The following is a 15,822-nucleotide window of genomic DNA, read 5'->3' as shown; positions in this document are numbered from 1 at the left end:
CCGTTCATCCCTAGATAGTCACAGGGTAGATGAACCGGAGATTAGCGATAGCGCCGCATTGGCACGGAAAGCGGGCATTGTGCAATTAAATCTTGGTAATAAAACTCCGCTTTTCAAACCGGATCGCCCGGAAATTGCGCCGCGCCGGCAACGGGATGCAGCCAGCGCTCACGCCTGATGATCCAGACCTCCTGTGCCGGCTCGATACCAACAGGAGGACCATCGAGCGAGCCGAGCCGCAGCTCGGCTTTCTCTTCCGTCAGGCAAAACAGCCGACCACCGCAATGCGGACAGAAGCTGCGCCCGGCAAAGACGGAGACGGTACCGGCACAAGTCAGGGCGGCGCGCGGCCATATCGCATAGGCGGAGAACAGCGAGCCGCTTTCCTTGCGGCAATCGGCGCAATGGCAGAGACCGGATTGCAGAGGCTCGCCTCTGATCTCGTAGCGGACGGCGCCGCAGAGACAGCCGCCGCTACGCAGCGCGCTCACATGCCGAGGCCGGGCGTCGGCTGCGGCGGCCTGCGCTTTGCCGCCATCAGCAAGTCGAGCTCCGTGGCTGAGGGACCGAACTTGTCGAACAGCCGCTTCGCCTCGTCGTCGTCTAGGCGGTATTTGCGCGCGAATTCGCCGATGCTGTAGGGCCGTCCACGGATCACCTTGTGGGATGAGGTCTTGCTGTCAGTCGTATGTCCGGTCATCGAAAGAGCCCTCCTGCGCGCTGCATTTACAATCTAGGGCGGCGACCGATCATGGAAAGGCCACCGGAAAAACGTGAAACAGAATGCAACCTGAAAGTAATCATGGAACTATACTTATAGTTGGTGAGATAAATTGCCGCGTTGACTGAGAATTTCATCCGGTCCGATAGTTTACGGGCACACGGTACAATCGGAGGATGGACCAATGCTCAATCGTGCACTTCTGCTTACCTCGCTTGCTTTTCTCGGCGCCACGGCCTTCATGGCAACACCGGCCTCGGCGCTGACAATGAAAGAATGCAGCGCCAAGTATAAGTCCGCGCAGGCGGACGGCTCGGCAAAAGGCGTGAAGTGGAACGACTTCCGCAAGGCTCAATGCGGCGCTGACGCAACCGCCGAGCCCGACGTTTCTCTCAACACCAATGAAGAGCCCGAAAAACCGACAGTGGCTGCCCCCTCGGGCGTGAAGTTCCCGACCGCAATCTCGACGAAATATGCCAGCGAAAAGCCCGGCAAGGCCCGCATGCATACCTGCGTCGATGCATACAACGAAGACAAGGCCAACAATTCGCTTGGCGGCCTGAAGTGGATCCAGAAGGGCGGCGGCTATTACAGCCTCTGCAATGCCAAGCTCAAGGGTTGATGGGGGACCAGGAGCCGGTGCCTCGCCGAAGCTAGCGGCGGGGCATCCCGAAATCTCGCGATATGCGATAGCTTAGGCTTCGATCATATTAAGGCCATCCGCAAGTGCGATGGCGGTCGCACCCGGAACATGACGGCTGCCGATGAACGGCTCGTCCAACGAGGGGTCAGGCCATGTGGGATATCATCACCATCGTCGCAATCTTCAGCGTATTGTTCCTTGGCCGCGAGGCCCAGACCGTTGTCGCCAAGGCACGGGCATCCAACTGGAACGACTTTCCGCGGCGCTGAACCGCGATAATCGACGGCAAACAAAAAGCGCGCTCAACGGCGCGCTTTTTCATTTCCGGTTTCGTCCGGCCTTAGCGGCAGACGCGAACACTTTCCATATGCCAGCCGCCATCATAGGCGTTGGCCACCTGGCGGTCCTCGAACCAGCAACGCGGCGGCGGGGGCGGCGGCGGCTCGACATAACGTGGGCCGTTGTTGACAAGGGCTCCGCCGATCATGCCACCGATCACGCCGGCAGCGAGGCCGCCGGCAATGGCTGCGCCGGTATTGTCGTGATAGTGGCGATCATAGTGGCGCCGATGGCGCCAGTCGTCCGCGGCTGCGTTGTCCGTCACTGCAATCAGGCAGCTCGCACCAATCACCGCCGCCAAGATCGAACTCGTTATCTTCTTCATCGTCTCTCCAGTCGAGCTTCCGCGCTTCGCGCTGTGGCACTCAAACATCGAAACAATGGCATCATTGCGATTAATCCCGCATTAACGACGCCGTCCCGCAGACATGACAAAGCCCCGGCGCGAACCGGGGCTCTTCCTCAGTCACGGGCGATTACCAGCGTGAATAGCTGCAGACGCGCTTCTTGGCGAAGACCACACGGCCATGGCGATGGTAGCGCACCGTCCTTACACTGCAGTGGCGGCGCGCGTGATGGCGCGAGCGGTAGTGATGGCGGCGCCAGTCGTTATGGTGACTGCGATTCCAGCGATCCCCATGATGACTATCCCCGATCGTCACCGTGACACTGTCGGCCATGGAGGGCGTGGCACTCGCGGTGATCGAGGCGAGACCGATGAAACAGGCAACAAGAAGCTTCTTCACGATATTCTCCGCATATTGAGCCGGATACTGATCCGGGCATGGCATCATTCAGTCGATGCCAGCTAACGCGGGGGAAATGTGATTGTTCCGCAAAAGACTGAATGCGGCGGGCGCTAAGCCTTGGAAAAAGCGGGAGAATGCCGATTCGAGTTGGCAGAGAGAGGCAACGGGAACAGTCTTTGCCGGTTGCTCAAATCGGAAAATCACTGGGAGAAAGTGGTGAGAGCGTCGGGGTTCGAACCCGAGACCTACTGATTAAAAGTCAGTTGCTCTACCGGCTGAGCTACGCTCTCCCACGGTGCCATGGGCAGCGATTTGCCGCCCCGGCTGGAAGTGCGCGGAACATATGCAGGCGACCCATTGCGGTCAACCGAAAAATCATGCCTTTCACAGGCGTTCGGCACATTTCTTGCCGGAGCGCAAAAAGGTGATTGGCAATCGCGTGGCCGCAGCGCTAGAGAACGGCCTGATTGCAGCCGGAGAAGATGCGTGTCGATTGCCGATATTTCCCTGTGGAGCGCCCTGATCGCCGGTGCTCTGTCCTTCCTCTCCCCCTGCGTTCTGCCGCTCGTTCCGCCCTATCTCTGCTATATGGCCGGGATCTCCGTCGATCAGTTCCGTGGCGGGACGGCTGTTGCCGTGGCTCCCGATGTGCGCCGCGGCGTGTTCTTCTCGGCGCTGTTCTTCACGCTCGGATTCGCGACCGTATTCGTGGCGCTGGGTGCGGGTGCCTCCAGCATCGGCATGGCTCTCCGCCAGCATCTCGATATTCTCTCGAAGATCGGCGGCCTGATCATCATCATCATGGGCCTGAATTTCCTCGGCGTGTTCCGAATCGGATTGCTGGCGCGCGAGGCCCGCTTCCAGAATGGCGGCAAGCCGGCGACGCTGACCGGCGCCTATGTCATGGGTCTTGCCTTCGCCTTCGGCTGGACGCCCTGTATCGGCCCCGTACTCGGCGCGATCCTCGGCGTCGCCGCGTCGCGCGATACGGTCGGTTCCGGCGCCGGGCTGCTTGCCATCTATTCGCTGGGCCTTGCCATTCCCTTCTGGATCGCAGCCGGTTTCTCGGGCGCCTTCATGCGGTTCCTGGTGCGCTTTCGTCGCCATCTCGGCACCGTCGAGAAGGTTCTCGGCGGGCTTCTGGTGCTCACCGGCCTCGCCTTCATGTTCGGCTTTATTAGTCAAGCCGCGATCTGGTTCCAGCAGACCTTTCCAATCTTGATGCAGATCGGCTAAGCGGTAAGCATTCGCCCGCTCTGCAACTTGCCCCGGACGGTCCAGTGGCCGACATCATCAGCCTGCTCCTGCCCTTCTTCGGCCTGATCCTGATCGGCTATATCGCCGCGAAAGTGACGAAACAGCCGGCCGAGGCGCTCGGCTGGCTGAACACATTCATCGTCTATGCCGCCCTGCCCGCGCTGTTCTTCAAGCTGGTATCGCGCACGCCGGTCGAGGATCTGGCGCGGATCGATTTTATCGTCACAGATCTGGCCGCCACCTATTCGATCTTCATCGCGATTTTCGTCATCGGCCGTTTCATCCGCAAGAGCCGGATGGACGAATCGACGATCCAGGCTTTTGCCGGTGCCTATGGCAATATCGGCTACATGGGTCCCGGGCTAGCGCTGATCGCCTTCGGTGACAGGGCTGCGGTTCCGGTCGCGCTGATCGTCTGCCTCGAGAACGCGCTGCATTTCATCGTGGCACCGGCGATGATGGCGGCTGCCGGCGACGACCGGCGCTCACGGGGGCAGATTGCCGCCGATATCGTGCGCAAGGTCGCGCTGCATCCGTTCATCCTGTCGACGGCGGCCGGCTTTCTTGCGGCGGGGCTGCAGTTCGAGCAGCCATCGGCGCTCAGGCAGTTCATCGACTATCTCGCTCAGGCGGCCGCGCCCTGCGCGCTGTTTGCGATGGGCGTCACGCTGGCGCTGCGGCCGCTCAAGCGGGTGCCTGTTGAAATCAGCTACATCGTTCCGGCGAAGCTCATCGTCCATCCGCTCGTCGTCTATGCGGCGCTGACGCTGGTCGGTGGCTTCGAGCCGGTCTGGGTCTATGCCGCGGTGCTGCTCGCGGCACTACCGACCGCGACGAATGTCTTCGTCCTCGGCCAGCTCTATCACGTCTGGCAGGAGCGCGCGTCGGCGACCATCCTGATTACCACCGCGCTGTCTGTCGTCACCGTGTCGATGTTCCTGATCGCGATCAAATCAGGCTTTCTTCCGGCCTAGCCTTTCCTTCAGAGCATCCGGAATGCCGCGAAGACCGCGGCCGGGCTCGATGCCTTCGCGCATGACGACATTGCGCAGCGGCGGGATGGCCGAGAGGATGTGCAGGCCGGCAGCGCGCAGCATCTGCACCGGCAGGAAATCCGAAAGCAGCGAGCGGTTCAGAAGGTCGACGCTGGCGGTGCGCGTCATGATATCGGCGCGGCGCTTGCGGTCGAACTGGTCGCCTGCATCGGCCGCGACCGGCAATTCGGCGCCGGTGCAGAGAATGTCGGTCAGCGTCATGATATCGCGCAGGCTGAGGTTCAGGCCCTGAGCCCCGATCGGCGGGAAGACGTGGGCTGCCTCGCCGATCAGCGCGATCCGGCCCTTGCCGAAGCGATGCGCCATCATGCCGGACAGCGGCCAGACCTGGACGCCCTCTTCGACGGTGACTTTGCCGAGCATCGACTGCATGCGTTCCTCGACGAGACGGCTCAGATCCTCAAGGGAGAGCTCCGCATTCTGAGCGGCTTCCGCCGGGTTCTGGACCCAGACGAGGCTGGAGCGGCTTCCCGAGAGCGGGACCTGGGTGAAAGGGCCATGCTCAGTGTGGAATTCGGTGGAGATGTTCTGGTGTGGCACCGAATGGCTGAAATTCAGCACCATGGCCGATTGCGGGTAGGACCAGTTGCGGACGTCGACGCCGGCAGTTTCGCGGAGCTTCGATTTGCGCCCGTCAGCGCCGACGGCGAAATCGGCCGTCAGCTGCTCGCCGCCGGCAAGCGTCAGCGTGACGCTCTCGGCGCCGATCTCGATCGTCTCGGCGAAGGCGTCGAAGCGCGTGATATTGCCCTCGCCTGCGATGGCCGTTTCGAGCACATCGGTCAGCGCCCTGTTCGGGAAATTGTAGCCGAAAGCATCGAGGCCGACTTCGGCGGCGCGGAAGGTCGTTGCCGGTGCCCGCAGCAGGCGATTCGTGCCGTCGATTATGCGCATGCTGGTGAGCGGCGCGGTCGAAGGCTTCAGCTTGCCCCAGAGGGTCAGGCGATCAAGGAAGCGGATCGATTGATCCATCAGCGCCGTCGTGCGCCGGTCTTCCTTGGCTGCAGGCGGCGCGATTAGCGCCACGTTGCGGCCGCCGCGGGCAATCGCTACCGCGGCAACCATGCCGGCGAGACCGCCACCGATCACCGCCACTTCGAAATTCTTCATCGCATTGCTTCCGTCATCAGATGACGGCGAGCCGGCCTTATGCCGCCGGCTTCGCCTGACGGCGCCAACTATAGCCCCTGCCGCTGTCCGCGTCACGCACAGCCGGCTGATAATGATGCTGAATTCCCGGCAGACGATTTTCCGAGAGACGCTTGAGCGCCGTCTCGTTGCTCACCGCGAAGCTGTCGATGCCGACGCGCAGCATCAGCGGCACCTGGTCGATCAGCACGTCGCCGACGGCGCGCAATTCGCTCTTGTAGTCGAGGCGATCGCGCAGCAGCGAGGCGTGGCTGAAGGCGCGGCCATCGTTGAATGCCGGGAAGGCAACGGCAATGATCGCCAGGCGGTCGAGATAGGGCTCGAGCTTGCGGACATCGTCGGCCGGCTTGACCAGCACACCGAGGCCGACATCGTTGCTTTCGTCCGCCTTGGCGATGAGCTCGTCGAGGCCAAGCAGCGGCTTCTGATTTTCGGTTGCCTTGACTTCCTCGGTCTCGATGACCCAGGGATCGTTTTCGACAAAACCGGTCTCTCTCCAGATCTTCGTCATCATCCCCTCCTTACGCAGCTTCGGCGGCAGAGCCGTAAAGCGCGTCCTTGAACGGCTGCGGCCCGACACGGCGATAGGCTTCGAGGAAGATTTCCGACTGATCCTTGCGGATCTTCAGATAGGTATCGACGATCGTCTCGATGGCGTCCGTCACCTTCTCGGGCTCGAAGCCGCGGCCGATGATTTCGCCGATCGAGGTGTGCTCGTCGCCGGAGCCGCCAAGCGTGATCTGATAGAGCTCGGCACCCTTCTTCTCGACACCAAGCAGACCGATATGGCCGACATGGTGATGGCCGCAGGCATTGATGCAGCCGGAGATCTTGATCTTCAGCTCGCCGATTTCGGCCTGACGCTCGGGATTGCCGAAGCGGCGGGAGATTTCCTGGGCCACCGGGATCGAGCGCGCGTTGGCGAGAGCACAGTAGTCCAGGCCCGGACAGGCAATGATGTCGGTAATCAGGCCGGCATTGGCTTCGGCGAGATCGATCGCCACGAGGCCGCGATAGACGGCTTCAAGATCAGCCAGCGCGACATGCGGCAGGATCAGGTTCTGTTCGTGGCTGACGCGGATTTCGTCGAAGGCATATTCCTCGGCGATATCGGCGATCGCATCCATCTGGCTGTCGGAGGCGTCGCCCGGAATGCCGCCGATCGGCTTCAAGGAGATCGTCACCATGCCGTAATCGGGGTTCTTGTGCGGCTGGACGTTCTGCTGGACCCAGCGGGCGAACGCCGGATCGGCCTTCTTCCAGCGGGCAAGGTTTTCCCAGCCTTCGGCGCGCTGCGGCAGGGCGGGCGGCGCGAAATAGGCGGTGATCGCCTCGACGTCCTGTTCCGGCAGCTTCAGCTCGGTGTCCTTCAGCTGCGCGAACTCGACCTCGACCTGGCGCGCGAGCTCTTCGGCACCGGTCTCATGAACGAGGATCTTGATGCGGGCCTTGTACTTATTGTCGCGGCGGCCGTGTAGATTGTACACGCGCATGACGGCGGTCGTGTAGGACAGCAAGTCCTCTTCCGGCAGGAAATCGCGGATCAGCTTGGCGACCATTGGCGTGCGGCCCTGGCCACCGCCGACGTAAACGGCAAAGCCGATCTCGCCCTTATCGTTCTTCTTCAGATGCAGGCCGATATCATGGACCTGGATCGCGGCGCGGTCGCGCTCGGCGCCGGTGACGGCGATCTTGAACTTGCGCGGCAGGAAGGAGAATTCCGGATGGACCGACGACCACTGGCGCAGGATTTCCGCATAGGGTCTGGGATCAGCCACTTCATCGGCAGCAGCGCCGGCGAAATGGTCGGCCGTGACGTTGCGGATGCAGTTGCCGGATGTCTGCAGCGCGTGCATTTCGACCGTTGCCAGTTCGGAGAGAACGGCCGGCATGTCCGAGAGCTTCGGCCAGTTGAACTGCAGGTTCTGGCGGGTGGTGAAGTGGCCATAGCCGCGGTCATAGGTGCGGGCGACATGGGCCAGCATGCGCATCTGCTTGGAGCTCAGCGTGCCATAGGGAATGGCGATGCGCAGCATGTAGGCATGCAGCTGCAGGTAAACGCCGTTCATCAGGCGCAGCGGCTTGAAGGCATCTTCGGAAAGCTCGCCGGCGAGACGGCGCTGGACCTGATCGCTGAACTGCGCAACGCGCTCGGCGACAAAGGCGTGGTCAAATTCGTCGTAACGGTACATCAGCTTCCTCAGACATCAATGAACTTGGGATCGGCAATCGCATATCCCGGAGCATATTCCATGGTCGGGCCTTGCGCGCGAATGCGCTCACGCAGGCGCAGCGGCCACAATACGCCGTTGGTTTCCTGAACCTCGATGACATTGACGTCAACGACCTTGTTGTCGGCATAGGCTTTCTTGCCGATGTCCTCGAGTGCGGCGACCGCTTCCGCATGGCGGGCGACCAGCGCATCCTGCAACGAGGTGACCCACGCGCCATTGGCGTCGAGCCAGACGGCAATGCCGTCCGTCAACCGGTTGGCGGTCAGTACCTTGTCTACCATGATCAGCTCCTTGCAAGTTCCGGCACGCTCGCCTCCCGGCGAACCAGCGGCTCGGACAGTTCGAAATTGGCGCCTGCCACTGCATCGCCGATAATGACCATGACGGGACCCGTCAATTCGTCACGATGCTGCAGGTCGGGAAGATCGCGCAGAATGCCATGCATGAGGCGGCGCTCGGCGCGGCTGGCATTCTCGATGACGGCAACCGTCGTCTCGGCGGGTATGCCGGCAGCCATCAGGCGCTCGGCGACGGAGGCGGCAACGGTGCGGCCCATATAGACGGCGATGGTGGCACCTGAGACGGCGAGGCTCGCCCAGTCCGGCAGCACGTCGCCGGTCAGATCATGACCGGTGGTGAAGACCAGCGACGAGGCGACGCCGCGAAGCGTCAGCGGCAGTTCGAAATCGGCAGCGGCGGCGAAGGCCGATGTGATGCCGGGCACCACTTCATAGGCGACACCGGCGGCGCGCAGGGCAGCCATCTCTTCCCCCGCCCGGCCATAAACCAAGGGGTCGCCGGACTTAAGGCGCACGACACGCTTGCCTTCGCGGCCAAGCTGGACGAGCAGGTCGTTGATTTCTTCCTGAGACTTGGAATGGCAGCCCTTGCGCTTGCCGACAGAGATGCGCTCGGCGTCGCGGCGGCCCATGTCGACGATCGCCTGCGGCACGAGCGCGTCGAAGACGAGCACATCGGCTTCCATCATGACACGCTGGGCACGCAGCGTCAGCAGGTCTTCGGCACCGGGACCGGCGCCGACGAGCCAGATACGACCCTTCGCCTTGCCGGTTTCCTGCAGCAGCGCATGTGCGGCGCGCTCGGCTTCCGGCAGATTGCCATTGGCCACGGCATCGGCGACGGGACCGGAGAAGAAGCCGCGCCAGAAGACACGGCGGGAAACGCCGCGCGGAATGAGGTGCTCGACCGTCTTGCGGTAGCTGGTGGCCAAGGTCGCGAGGCGCCCAAGCGACGGCGAAAGCAGCTGGTCGATCTGCGCGCGGATCATCTGGGCCAGGACCGGACCGGCGCCCTCCGTTCCGATCGCGACGGCGACGGGCGCGCGATTGACAAGCGCCGGCGTGAAGAAATCGCAATAATCGGGCTGGTCGACGGCATTGGCCGGGATTTTTGCGGCACGCGCTGCATCCACGATGGTGCGGTCTGCGGCAGGTTCGCCGGTTGCGGCGAAGACAAGCACCGCGCCCTCGACCTGTTCGGCAGCGAAGGATGCGCGGACGGTCTCGATGCGATTGGCGATCAGGAAGGCGTGGTAGCTGGCTTCCGGATGATCGGTATAGGCAATGACCCGCGCTTGCGTATTCAGCAGCAGGCGCACCTTCGCATAGGCCTCGTCTCCGTTGCCGAAGACGGCTGCGATCCGCCCTTCCATACGGAAGAAGGCGGGGAAAACCGATAGCTGTTCGCTCTTGGAAGGCATTATCATTCCACTTCGAAGTTGCGCCAATATGCCTTTAACCGGCAAGGCGTTGAAGAAACAGAAATTCGAAAGCCTACGCGGTCCGCGTAATCTTTTGCCTGCATGCCACTGATTTGAGAAAAGTCGCCCGAGCGACGCCGTTGTCGCTGCAGTGCAATGTAAAGCCTGTGATCAAAAACGTCCATCGGGCAATTCGGCATTTTTCTTCTTGCCCGGGCGGGATAGACTTGCTGCGACAAGGAGAAAGTCATGGCTTCAAAGACGATTGCTCCACGCCTGCTCGAGGTGATGGAGCGCGATATCCTGCCGATGACCGAGCGCGGCGTTTCTGCCGGCAACAAGGTGTTCGGCGCGGCAATCCTGCGCAAGTCCGATCTCTCGCTGGTGGTCGCAGAGACCAATAACGAGCTCGAAAATCCGCTCTGGCATGGCGAAGTGCACACGCTGAAACGCTTCTACGAACTCGGCGAGAAACCGGCGACCAAGGACCTGATCTTCCTGTCGACTCACGAACCCTGCACCATGTGCATGTCGGCAATCACCTGGGCGGGTTTCGATAACTTCTATTATTTCTTCAGCCACGAAGATTCCCGAGACAGCTTCGCCATTCCGCACGATCTGAAAATCCTCAAAGAGGTCTTCGGCCTGGAGCCCGGCGGCTACCGCCGCAGCAACGCTTTCTGGAACAGCTTTGCGATCGCTGATCTGGTCGAGACCGAGGCGGATGCGCTAAAGAGCGAGCTGAAGGCGCAGACTGCCCGCATCAAGTCCCGCTACGACGCTCTCTCCGGCGCCTATCAGGCCTCCAAGAGCGAGAACGACATCCCCCTGAATTGAGCGATCATGGAAGCCTCCAAAGACATTTCGCGCCTCATCGAGATCATGGCAGCGCTGCGCAACCCGGAAACGGGATGCCCCTGGGACATCGTCCAGACCTTCGAGACCATCAAGCCCTATACGATCGAGGAGGCCTATGAGGTTTCCGATGCGATCGAGCGCAACGATATGGACGATCTCTGCGACGAGCTTGGCGATCTTCTGCTGCAGGTGGTCTTTCACGCGCGGATGGCGGAGGAAGCCGGTGAGTTCGCCTTCGGCGATGTCGTCCAGGCCATCACCCGCAAGATGATCCGCAGGCATCCGCATGTCTTCGCCCGCTCCGATGCCGATACGCCCGATCGCGTGAAGAAGCAGTGGGACGAGATCAAGCAGGCGGAAAAGCGCGAGCGTGCCGAGCGGCGCGTCAGGCGCGGGGTGACCGAGGACCCCACGGCCGGGTTTCTGGGCTCTGTGCAGCGCAGCTTTCCAGCCCTGACGGAGGCGCTGAAGCTGCAGGAGCGTGCGGCGAAGGTCGGCTTCGACTGGTCGGCACCCGAGCCGATCCTCGACAAGATCGAGGAAGAGATCGGCGAACTGCGCGAGGCTTTGGTGCATGGCGACCGGGCCAAGGTCAGCGACGAGCTCGGCGATCTCATCTTCGCCGTCGTCAATATCGGCCGCCATGTCGATGCCGATCCGGAGCAATCCCTGCGCGGAACGAACACGAAATTCAGGCGCCGTTTCAATCATATAGAAACCGTTCTTGAGAAAGAAGGCGAAACGTTGGAGGCCGCAAGCCTGGAGCGGATGGAAGAGATCTGGCAGGCGGCGAAAGCCATCGAACGGCAACTCGGCTGACCCGCCATGAAGCTCTCCGGCCTTGAGATCGCGATTGCAGGTGCCGGTATCGGTGGATTGTCACTGGCCGCGCTGCTGGCGCGCCACGGCGCAAACGTCACCATCTACGATCAGATGGCAGCGCCGCAGCCGGTCGGATCCGGCTTCGTGTTGCAGCCGACGGGATCCGCGGTTCTCGCGGCGATGGGGCTGCTCGACCAGGTGGAACAACGCGGCGCGCGGATCCGGCGGATGCATGGCAAGCTCTCGGCGACGGGCCGCACCGTGCTCGATGTCGGTTACCGCAATGGTGCGTCGGGCATCGCCATCCAGCGGGTGGCACTTTTCGATCTGCTGCTCGATGCCGCTGTCGCAGCCGGCGTCAGTTTCGAAACGGCTTCGCGGGTGACGGCGTTCGAACCGGGCGCAAGGCCGCGGCTGAAGCTCGGCAATGGCAAAGCATCCGCCGCTTCCGATCTCGTCATCGATGCGATGGGTGCCAGCTCGCCGATCGGCTACAAGTCCTCGACCGAGCTCGATTACGGCGCGTTCTGGGCCACCGTTCCCTGGGATGCATCGGGCGTCTTCCGTTCCGACGAACTGGAGCAGCGCTATCAACGGGCGAGCCAGATGGCGGGCGTGCTGCCTGTCGGTACGGCCAAGGATGGCGCGGCGCCGATGGCGACCTTCTTCTGGAGCATCCGCAACAAGGATGTGGCAGCCTGGCGCGATGCCGGACGTGAGGCGTGGATCGATGCCGTGCATCGCTTCTGGCCGGAGGCTGCCCATTTCGCCGCATCGGCCGAGCCCGTTCATGCACGCTACCGGCATCATACGCGCGTCCCGGTCGCCGGGCAGAATATGGTGAAGATCGGTGATGCCTGGCATGCGACGAGCCCGCAGCTCGGCCAGGGCGCCAATATGGCACTGCTGGACGCCGCCTCGCTCTGCACGGCGATGATCCGCGAGGCAACGGTCGGCGATGCCATTTCACGGCATCTGCGCCAGCGCCAGATCCATATCCGCTTCTACCAGCTGCTGAGCCGCGTGCTGACGCCGTTCTATCAGTCGGATAGCAAGATCCTGCCGATGAGCCGCGACCTGATGATCGGCCCGGCGACGAAACTGCCGTTCCTGCGCAGCCTGATCACCACGCTGGTGACAGGCGAGCTTCTCGATCCTGTCGGGCGGATTGGTCTGGAGTGGCTTGCTTCCGATAGCGAACCGGCCGGAAGCGATCAGACGGCGCTGGTATAGCCGAGCGCCGAGAACTGCTGCTGGAACCACCAGTAGCCCGCCAGTGTCAGCAATGCGACGATCGCGAAGAGAACCCAGCCGGTGACCGTCAGCTTCTTCTCGGCGGCATTGCGATAGTTCAGGCCCGCGCCGGCGAACAGAAAGCCCATGCCGAAGACCAGGCAGGCGGGCACGGCGAGGAAGGCTCTCAGCTGATAATGGACCTCGGGAACACCGGCCTGCGCTTCCTTCAGCGGCTGCAGCAGGAAAAACCAGGCAAGAGCGCATCCGATAGCGATCAGCAACAGACCGCCTGCCCGAGCCTTGATACCAGCCATGCCGTCCTCTCCAGTGATCTGATGCAATGCGAGAATGCGAGCGCTCAGCGCTCCCAATCTTCCTTCGCCGTCTTCTGCGTGCCGAGCCGGCCTTCGAGTGCCGACGCTTCAGCCTCGGCCATGCGCACGTCGAGCGTCACCGAGCCGTCCTCGTTGTCCTCGCGGGCATCGACGATGGCGTGCTCATAGATCCACGACAGCAGCGCCAGTTTCGAAACCGGCACGGTAATCGAGGTCTCCGTCATGACGCCGGAAAGGCGGCGGCTGATCTCGTCTATCAGCCGGTCGACGCCCTCGCCACTGACGGCCGATACGGCGACGACATTCTCGGCGCCGGATGCCTTCTGGACGATAGCGTCGTGCGTTTCCGGCTCCAGCCGGTCGATCTTGTTCCAAACCTCGATGATGCGCTTCTGGCCCTCAGCTTCATCGATGCCGAGATCGTTCAGGATGCGCAGCACGTCGGCACTCTGGGCCGGATTATCGTCATCCGCCATGTCGCGGACATGCAGGATGAGATCGGCTTCCAGCACCTCTTCCAGCGTCGCGCGGAAAGCGGCCACCAGATGGGTCGGCAGGTCGGAGATGAAACCGACGGTATCGGAAAGGATGACGGTGCGGCCATGCGGCAGTTTCATGCGGCGCAGCGTCGGATCGAGCGTCGCAAACAGCATGTCTTCGGCGAGAACGCCGGCACCGGTGATGCGGTTGAACAGCGTCGATTTGCCGGCGTTAGTATAGCCGACCAGGGCGACGATCGGATGCGGCACCTTCTTGCGCTTGGCGCGGTGCAGCTGGCGGGTCCGCACGACCTGCTCCAGCTCGCGCTCCAGCTTGATGATGCGATCCTGCAGCATGCGCCGGTCGGCTTCGATCTGGGTTTCACCCGGACCACCCATGAAGCCACCACCGCCGCGCTGGCGCTCAAGGTGGGTCCAGCTGCGGACCAGGCGGCCCTTCTGGTAATTCAGGTGCGCGAGATCGACCTGCAGCGTGCCTTCCTTGGTGGAGGCGCGGCGGCCGAAGATTTCGAGGATGAGGCCCGTGCGGTCGATGACCTTGACGTTCCAAGCCTTCTCGAGATTGCGCTGCTGAACCGGGGTCAGCGGGTGATCGACGATGACAAGACCCGAATCATGCTCGTCGAGCTTGGCCTTGATCTCTTCGATCTTGCCGGTGCCGAGCAGCGTTGCAGGCCGGGGATCATTGATCGGGACGACGGCGCCATAGACGACATCGAGGTCGATCGCTTCGGCGAGACCGCTTGCTTCTTCAAGCCGGCTTTCCGGCGAACGTGTCGTGGAGATTGCACCATCGGATGCGGCGCCACGTCCCCGGCCCTGCTTGAGCACGGGCACGACGACGGTCGCGCGCATATCGTCCCGGAGCTTTTCGGCTTCCGGGATGATGGAATCGTTCTTCGTATCGCGTGTCGAAATGACTTCTGATCCTATCAGGAAGCGGCTTCTTCGCTCTCGAACATCTGCATGGGCTGGCCCGGCATGATCGTCGAGATCGCGTGCTTATACACGAGTTGCGAATGACCGTCACGGCGAAGAAGAACGCAGAAATTGTCGAAAGACGTGACAACGCCCGTGAGCTTAACGCCGTTAATCAGAAAAATTGTAAGGGAAATCTTTTGCTTGCGAACAGTATTGAGAAATAAGTCCTGCAGATTCTGAGAACGTTCCGCCATCGCGCCGCTTCTTTCTTTATTGCCGGCGTGTTTCAGCCGGTAGAATACTAATCAACCTCTCCAGGCCGTCGGCAGGTAACCCTCACCCCTGCGTCCAGCAAATCTTGGTATCAAATCGCAATCTTTTCCGCAACGTCGAAAAAGGCTTCCCGAATATTCTGCGACACGCTTCCGGGATGGCCATTGGCGATCGGCTGTCCATCGATGGAAACCACGGGAAAACAAATGCTTGTCGCCGCCGTGATGAAAACCTCGCGTGCAGCCAGCATTTCGGCAACGGTGAACTTACGTTCCGCGACCTTGAGGCCCAGTTTGGCGCCGACATCGAGCAAGGTGGTGCGGGTAATCCCTTTGAGGATGCCATGCTCTGCCGGACGGGTGACGAGCGTACCGTCGGCATCCACGAACCAGACATTGGTTGCGGCACCCTCGGTAACGAAGCCGTCACGGTCGACATAGATCGCTTCCTGGGCGCCGGCTTCCTTCGCCTGCTGGCGGGCCATGACGTTCGGCAGCAAACCGACGGTCTTGATATCGACGCGGTCCCAGCGATTGTCGGACACGGTCACGGCCTTGATGCCATTGGCATTCTTCTTGGCGATGACCGATGCATCGGTGCTCTTCGCGGTGATGACGATCGACGGCTTGGTGCCTTCGGTCGGGAACACATGGTCGCGGCGGGCGACGCCGCGGGTGACCTGCATGTAGAACAGGCCGTTCTTCACCTTGTTGCGCCGAACCGTCTCGCGAATCACATGCACCATCGCTGCCCGGCTCATCGGCGCGGCGATGCGCAGCTCGCTCAGCGAGCGGTGCAGGCGGTCCAGATGGCGGGTGATATCGACGATATAGCCGTGGCGGATTTCGCAGACCTCATAGACGCCATCGGCGAACTGATAGCCGCGATCCTCGATATGAACGGCTGCTTCCGAATGCGTGACGTACTGGCCGTTGACGTAGGAAATTCTGGGCATGGGAAACCTGATGCTGGGGCAATGACATGAACCGGCGCATGGCCTGCGCCGGCAG

General features: G+C 61.9%; 19 protein-coding genes and 1 tRNA gene. 6 read left to right on the top strand and 14 right to left on the bottom strand.

Annotated features, from left to right (window positions below):
• Window positions 1-113: 113 nt before the first annotated feature.
• Window positions 114-491 carry a GFA family protein gene (locus ABIE40_RS09200; RefSeq protein ID WP_199629307.1) on the bottom strand — a complete coding sequence of 126 codons (378 nt, stop codon included), beginning with the start codon at window positions 489-491 and terminating at the stop codon, window positions 114-116.
• Window positions 488-700, bottom strand: a complete 213-nt coding sequence (locus ABIE40_RS09195) for a hypothetical protein (protein ID WP_112711825.1) — start codon at window positions 698-700, stop codon at window positions 488-490. The genes ABIE40_RS09200 and ABIE40_RS09195 overlap by 4 nt, the downstream gene beginning before the upstream one ends.
• Window positions 701-905: 205 nt before the next feature.
• On the opposite strand from ABIE40_RS09195, the gene ABIE40_RS09190 reads away from it, so the two are divergent.
• Window positions 906-1,343 (top strand): hypothetical protein, encoded by a 438-nt coding sequence (locus ABIE40_RS09190; RefSeq protein WP_112711823.1) that lies wholly within the window; start codon window positions 906-908, stop codon window positions 1,341-1,343.
• A 361-nt stretch (window positions 1,344-1,704) separates the two neighbouring features.
• On the opposite strand, the gene ABIE40_RS09185 is transcribed toward ABIE40_RS09190, so the two are convergent.
• The 3 genes from ABIE40_RS09185 to ABIE40_RS09175 form a co-directional block, all read right to left on the bottom strand.
• The gene (locus ABIE40_RS09185) at window positions 1,705-2,028 is read right to left on the bottom strand and encodes a hypothetical protein (RefSeq protein WP_112711821.1); all 324 of its coding nucleotides are present in this window, start codon (window positions 2,026-2,028) and stop codon (window positions 1,705-1,707) included.
• 151 nt (window positions 2,029-2,179) lie between these two features.
• Window positions 2,180-2,449, bottom strand: a complete 270-nt coding sequence (locus ABIE40_RS09180; RefSeq protein ID WP_112711819.1) for a hypothetical protein — start codon at window positions 2,447-2,449, stop codon at window positions 2,180-2,182.
• 217 nt (window positions 2,450-2,666) lie between these two features.
• A tRNA-Lys gene (locus ABIE40_RS09175) sits at window positions 2,667-2,742 on the bottom strand.
• A 196-nt stretch (window positions 2,743-2,938) separates the two neighbouring features.
• On the opposite strand from ABIE40_RS09175, the gene ABIE40_RS09170 reads away from it, so the two are divergent.
• Together ABIE40_RS09170 and ABIE40_RS09165 are read left to right on the top strand one after the other, a co-directional pair.
• Complete coding sequence (locus ABIE40_RS09170; protein WP_199629308.1) at window positions 2,939-3,688, top strand: cytochrome c biogenesis CcdA family protein; 750 nt, start codon at window positions 2,939-2,941, stop codon at window positions 3,686-3,688.
• 44 nt (window positions 3,689-3,732) lie between these two features.
• Window positions 3,733-4,683 carry an AEC family transporter gene (locus tag ABIE40_RS09165; protein ID WP_199629309.1) on the top strand — a complete coding sequence of 317 codons (951 nt, stop codon included), beginning with the start codon at window positions 3,733-3,735 and terminating at the stop codon, window positions 4,681-4,683.
• On the opposite strand, the gene ABIE40_RS09160 is transcribed toward ABIE40_RS09165, so the two are convergent.
• Genes ABIE40_RS09160 through cysG form a run of 5 tightly spaced genes read right to left on the bottom strand, consistent with a single transcriptional unit; the run spans window position 4,663 to window position 9,867 of the window.
• Window positions 4,663-5,874, bottom strand: coding sequence for a UbiH/UbiF family hydroxylase (locus ABIE40_RS09160; RefSeq protein WP_199629310.1), 1,212 nt, complete (start codon window positions 5,872-5,874; stop codon window positions 4,663-4,665). The two genes, ABIE40_RS09165 and ABIE40_RS09160, sit on opposite strands and share 21 nt — an antisense overlap.
• A 37-nt stretch (window positions 5,875-5,911) precedes the next feature.
• A complete protein-coding gene (locus tag ABIE40_RS09155; protein ID WP_199629311.1) occupies window positions 5,912-6,424 on the bottom strand; it encodes a DUF934 domain-containing protein in 513 nt (170 codons plus the stop codon).
• A gap of 10 nt (window positions 6,425-6,434) precedes the next feature.
• Entirely contained in the window at window positions 6,435-8,105 is a 1,671-nt protein-coding gene (locus ABIE40_RS09150) for a nitrite/sulfite reductase (protein WP_130278363.1), read from the bottom strand.
• Between the two features lie 8 nt (window positions 8,106-8,113).
• Window positions 8,114-8,428 (bottom strand): DUF2849 domain-containing protein, encoded by a 315-nt coding sequence (locus tag ABIE40_RS09145; RefSeq protein WP_130278364.1) that lies wholly within the window; start codon window positions 8,426-8,428, stop codon window positions 8,114-8,116.
• 2 nt (window positions 8,429-8,430) lie between these two features.
• Entirely contained in the window at window positions 8,431-9,867 is a 1,437-nt protein-coding gene (gene cysG / locus ABIE40_RS09140) for a siroheme synthase CysG (RefSeq protein WP_199629312.1), read from the bottom strand.
• A 249-nt stretch (window positions 9,868-10,116) separates the two neighbouring features.
• Here cysG and ABIE40_RS09135 point away from each other — a divergent pair, with 249 nt between their 5' ends.
• The 3 genes from ABIE40_RS09135 to ABIE40_RS09125 are packed head-to-tail and all read left to right on the top strand — an operon-like array spanning window position 10,117 to window position 12,780.
• Complete coding sequence (locus ABIE40_RS09135; protein ID WP_199629313.1) at window positions 10,117-10,704, top strand: nucleoside deaminase; 588 nt, start codon at window positions 10,117-10,119, stop codon at window positions 10,702-10,704.
• Window positions 10,705-10,710: 6 nt separating this feature from the next.
• Window positions 10,711-11,544, top strand: coding sequence for a nucleoside triphosphate pyrophosphohydrolase (gene mazG / locus ABIE40_RS09130; protein WP_199629314.1), 834 nt, complete (start codon window positions 10,711-10,713; stop codon window positions 11,542-11,544).
• A 6-nt stretch (window positions 11,545-11,550) separates the two neighbouring features.
• The gene (locus tag ABIE40_RS09125) at window positions 11,551-12,780 is read left to right on the top strand and encodes an FAD-dependent oxidoreductase (protein ID WP_199629315.1); all 1,230 of its coding nucleotides are present in this window, start codon (window positions 11,551-11,553) and stop codon (window positions 12,778-12,780) included.
• Here ABIE40_RS09125 and ABIE40_RS09120 read toward each other — a convergent pair.
• The 4 genes from ABIE40_RS09120 to ABIE40_RS09105 form a co-directional block, all read right to left on the bottom strand.
• A complete protein-coding gene (locus tag ABIE40_RS09120; protein WP_199629316.1) occupies window positions 12,762-13,097 on the bottom strand; it encodes a hypothetical protein in 336 nt (111 codons plus the stop codon). The two genes, ABIE40_RS09125 and ABIE40_RS09120, sit on opposite strands and share 19 nt — an antisense overlap.
• Before the next feature lie 44 nt (window positions 13,098-13,141).
• Complete coding sequence (gene hflX, locus ABIE40_RS09115) at window positions 13,142-14,473, bottom strand: GTPase HflX (RefSeq protein ID WP_199629317.1); 1,332 nt, start codon at window positions 14,471-14,473, stop codon at window positions 13,142-13,144.
• Between the two features lie 77 nt (window positions 14,474-14,550).
• Entirely contained in the window at window positions 14,551-14,793 is a 243-nt protein-coding gene (hfq, locus tag ABIE40_RS09110) for an RNA chaperone Hfq (protein WP_003539403.1), read from the bottom strand.
• A gap of 110 nt (window positions 14,794-14,903) precedes the next feature.
• Complete coding sequence (locus ABIE40_RS09105) at window positions 14,904-15,767, bottom strand: D-amino-acid transaminase (RefSeq protein ID WP_199629318.1); 864 nt, start codon at window positions 15,765-15,767, stop codon at window positions 14,904-14,906.
• Window positions 15,768-15,822: the final 55 nt, after the last annotated feature.

It is taken from the genome of Rhizobium sp. OAE497 (assembly GCF_040546565.1).
GTDB lineage: Bacteria > Pseudomonadota > Alphaproteobacteria > Rhizobiales > Rhizobiaceae > Rhizobium.
This window is presented reverse-complemented; position numbering and strand designations above follow the sequence as displayed.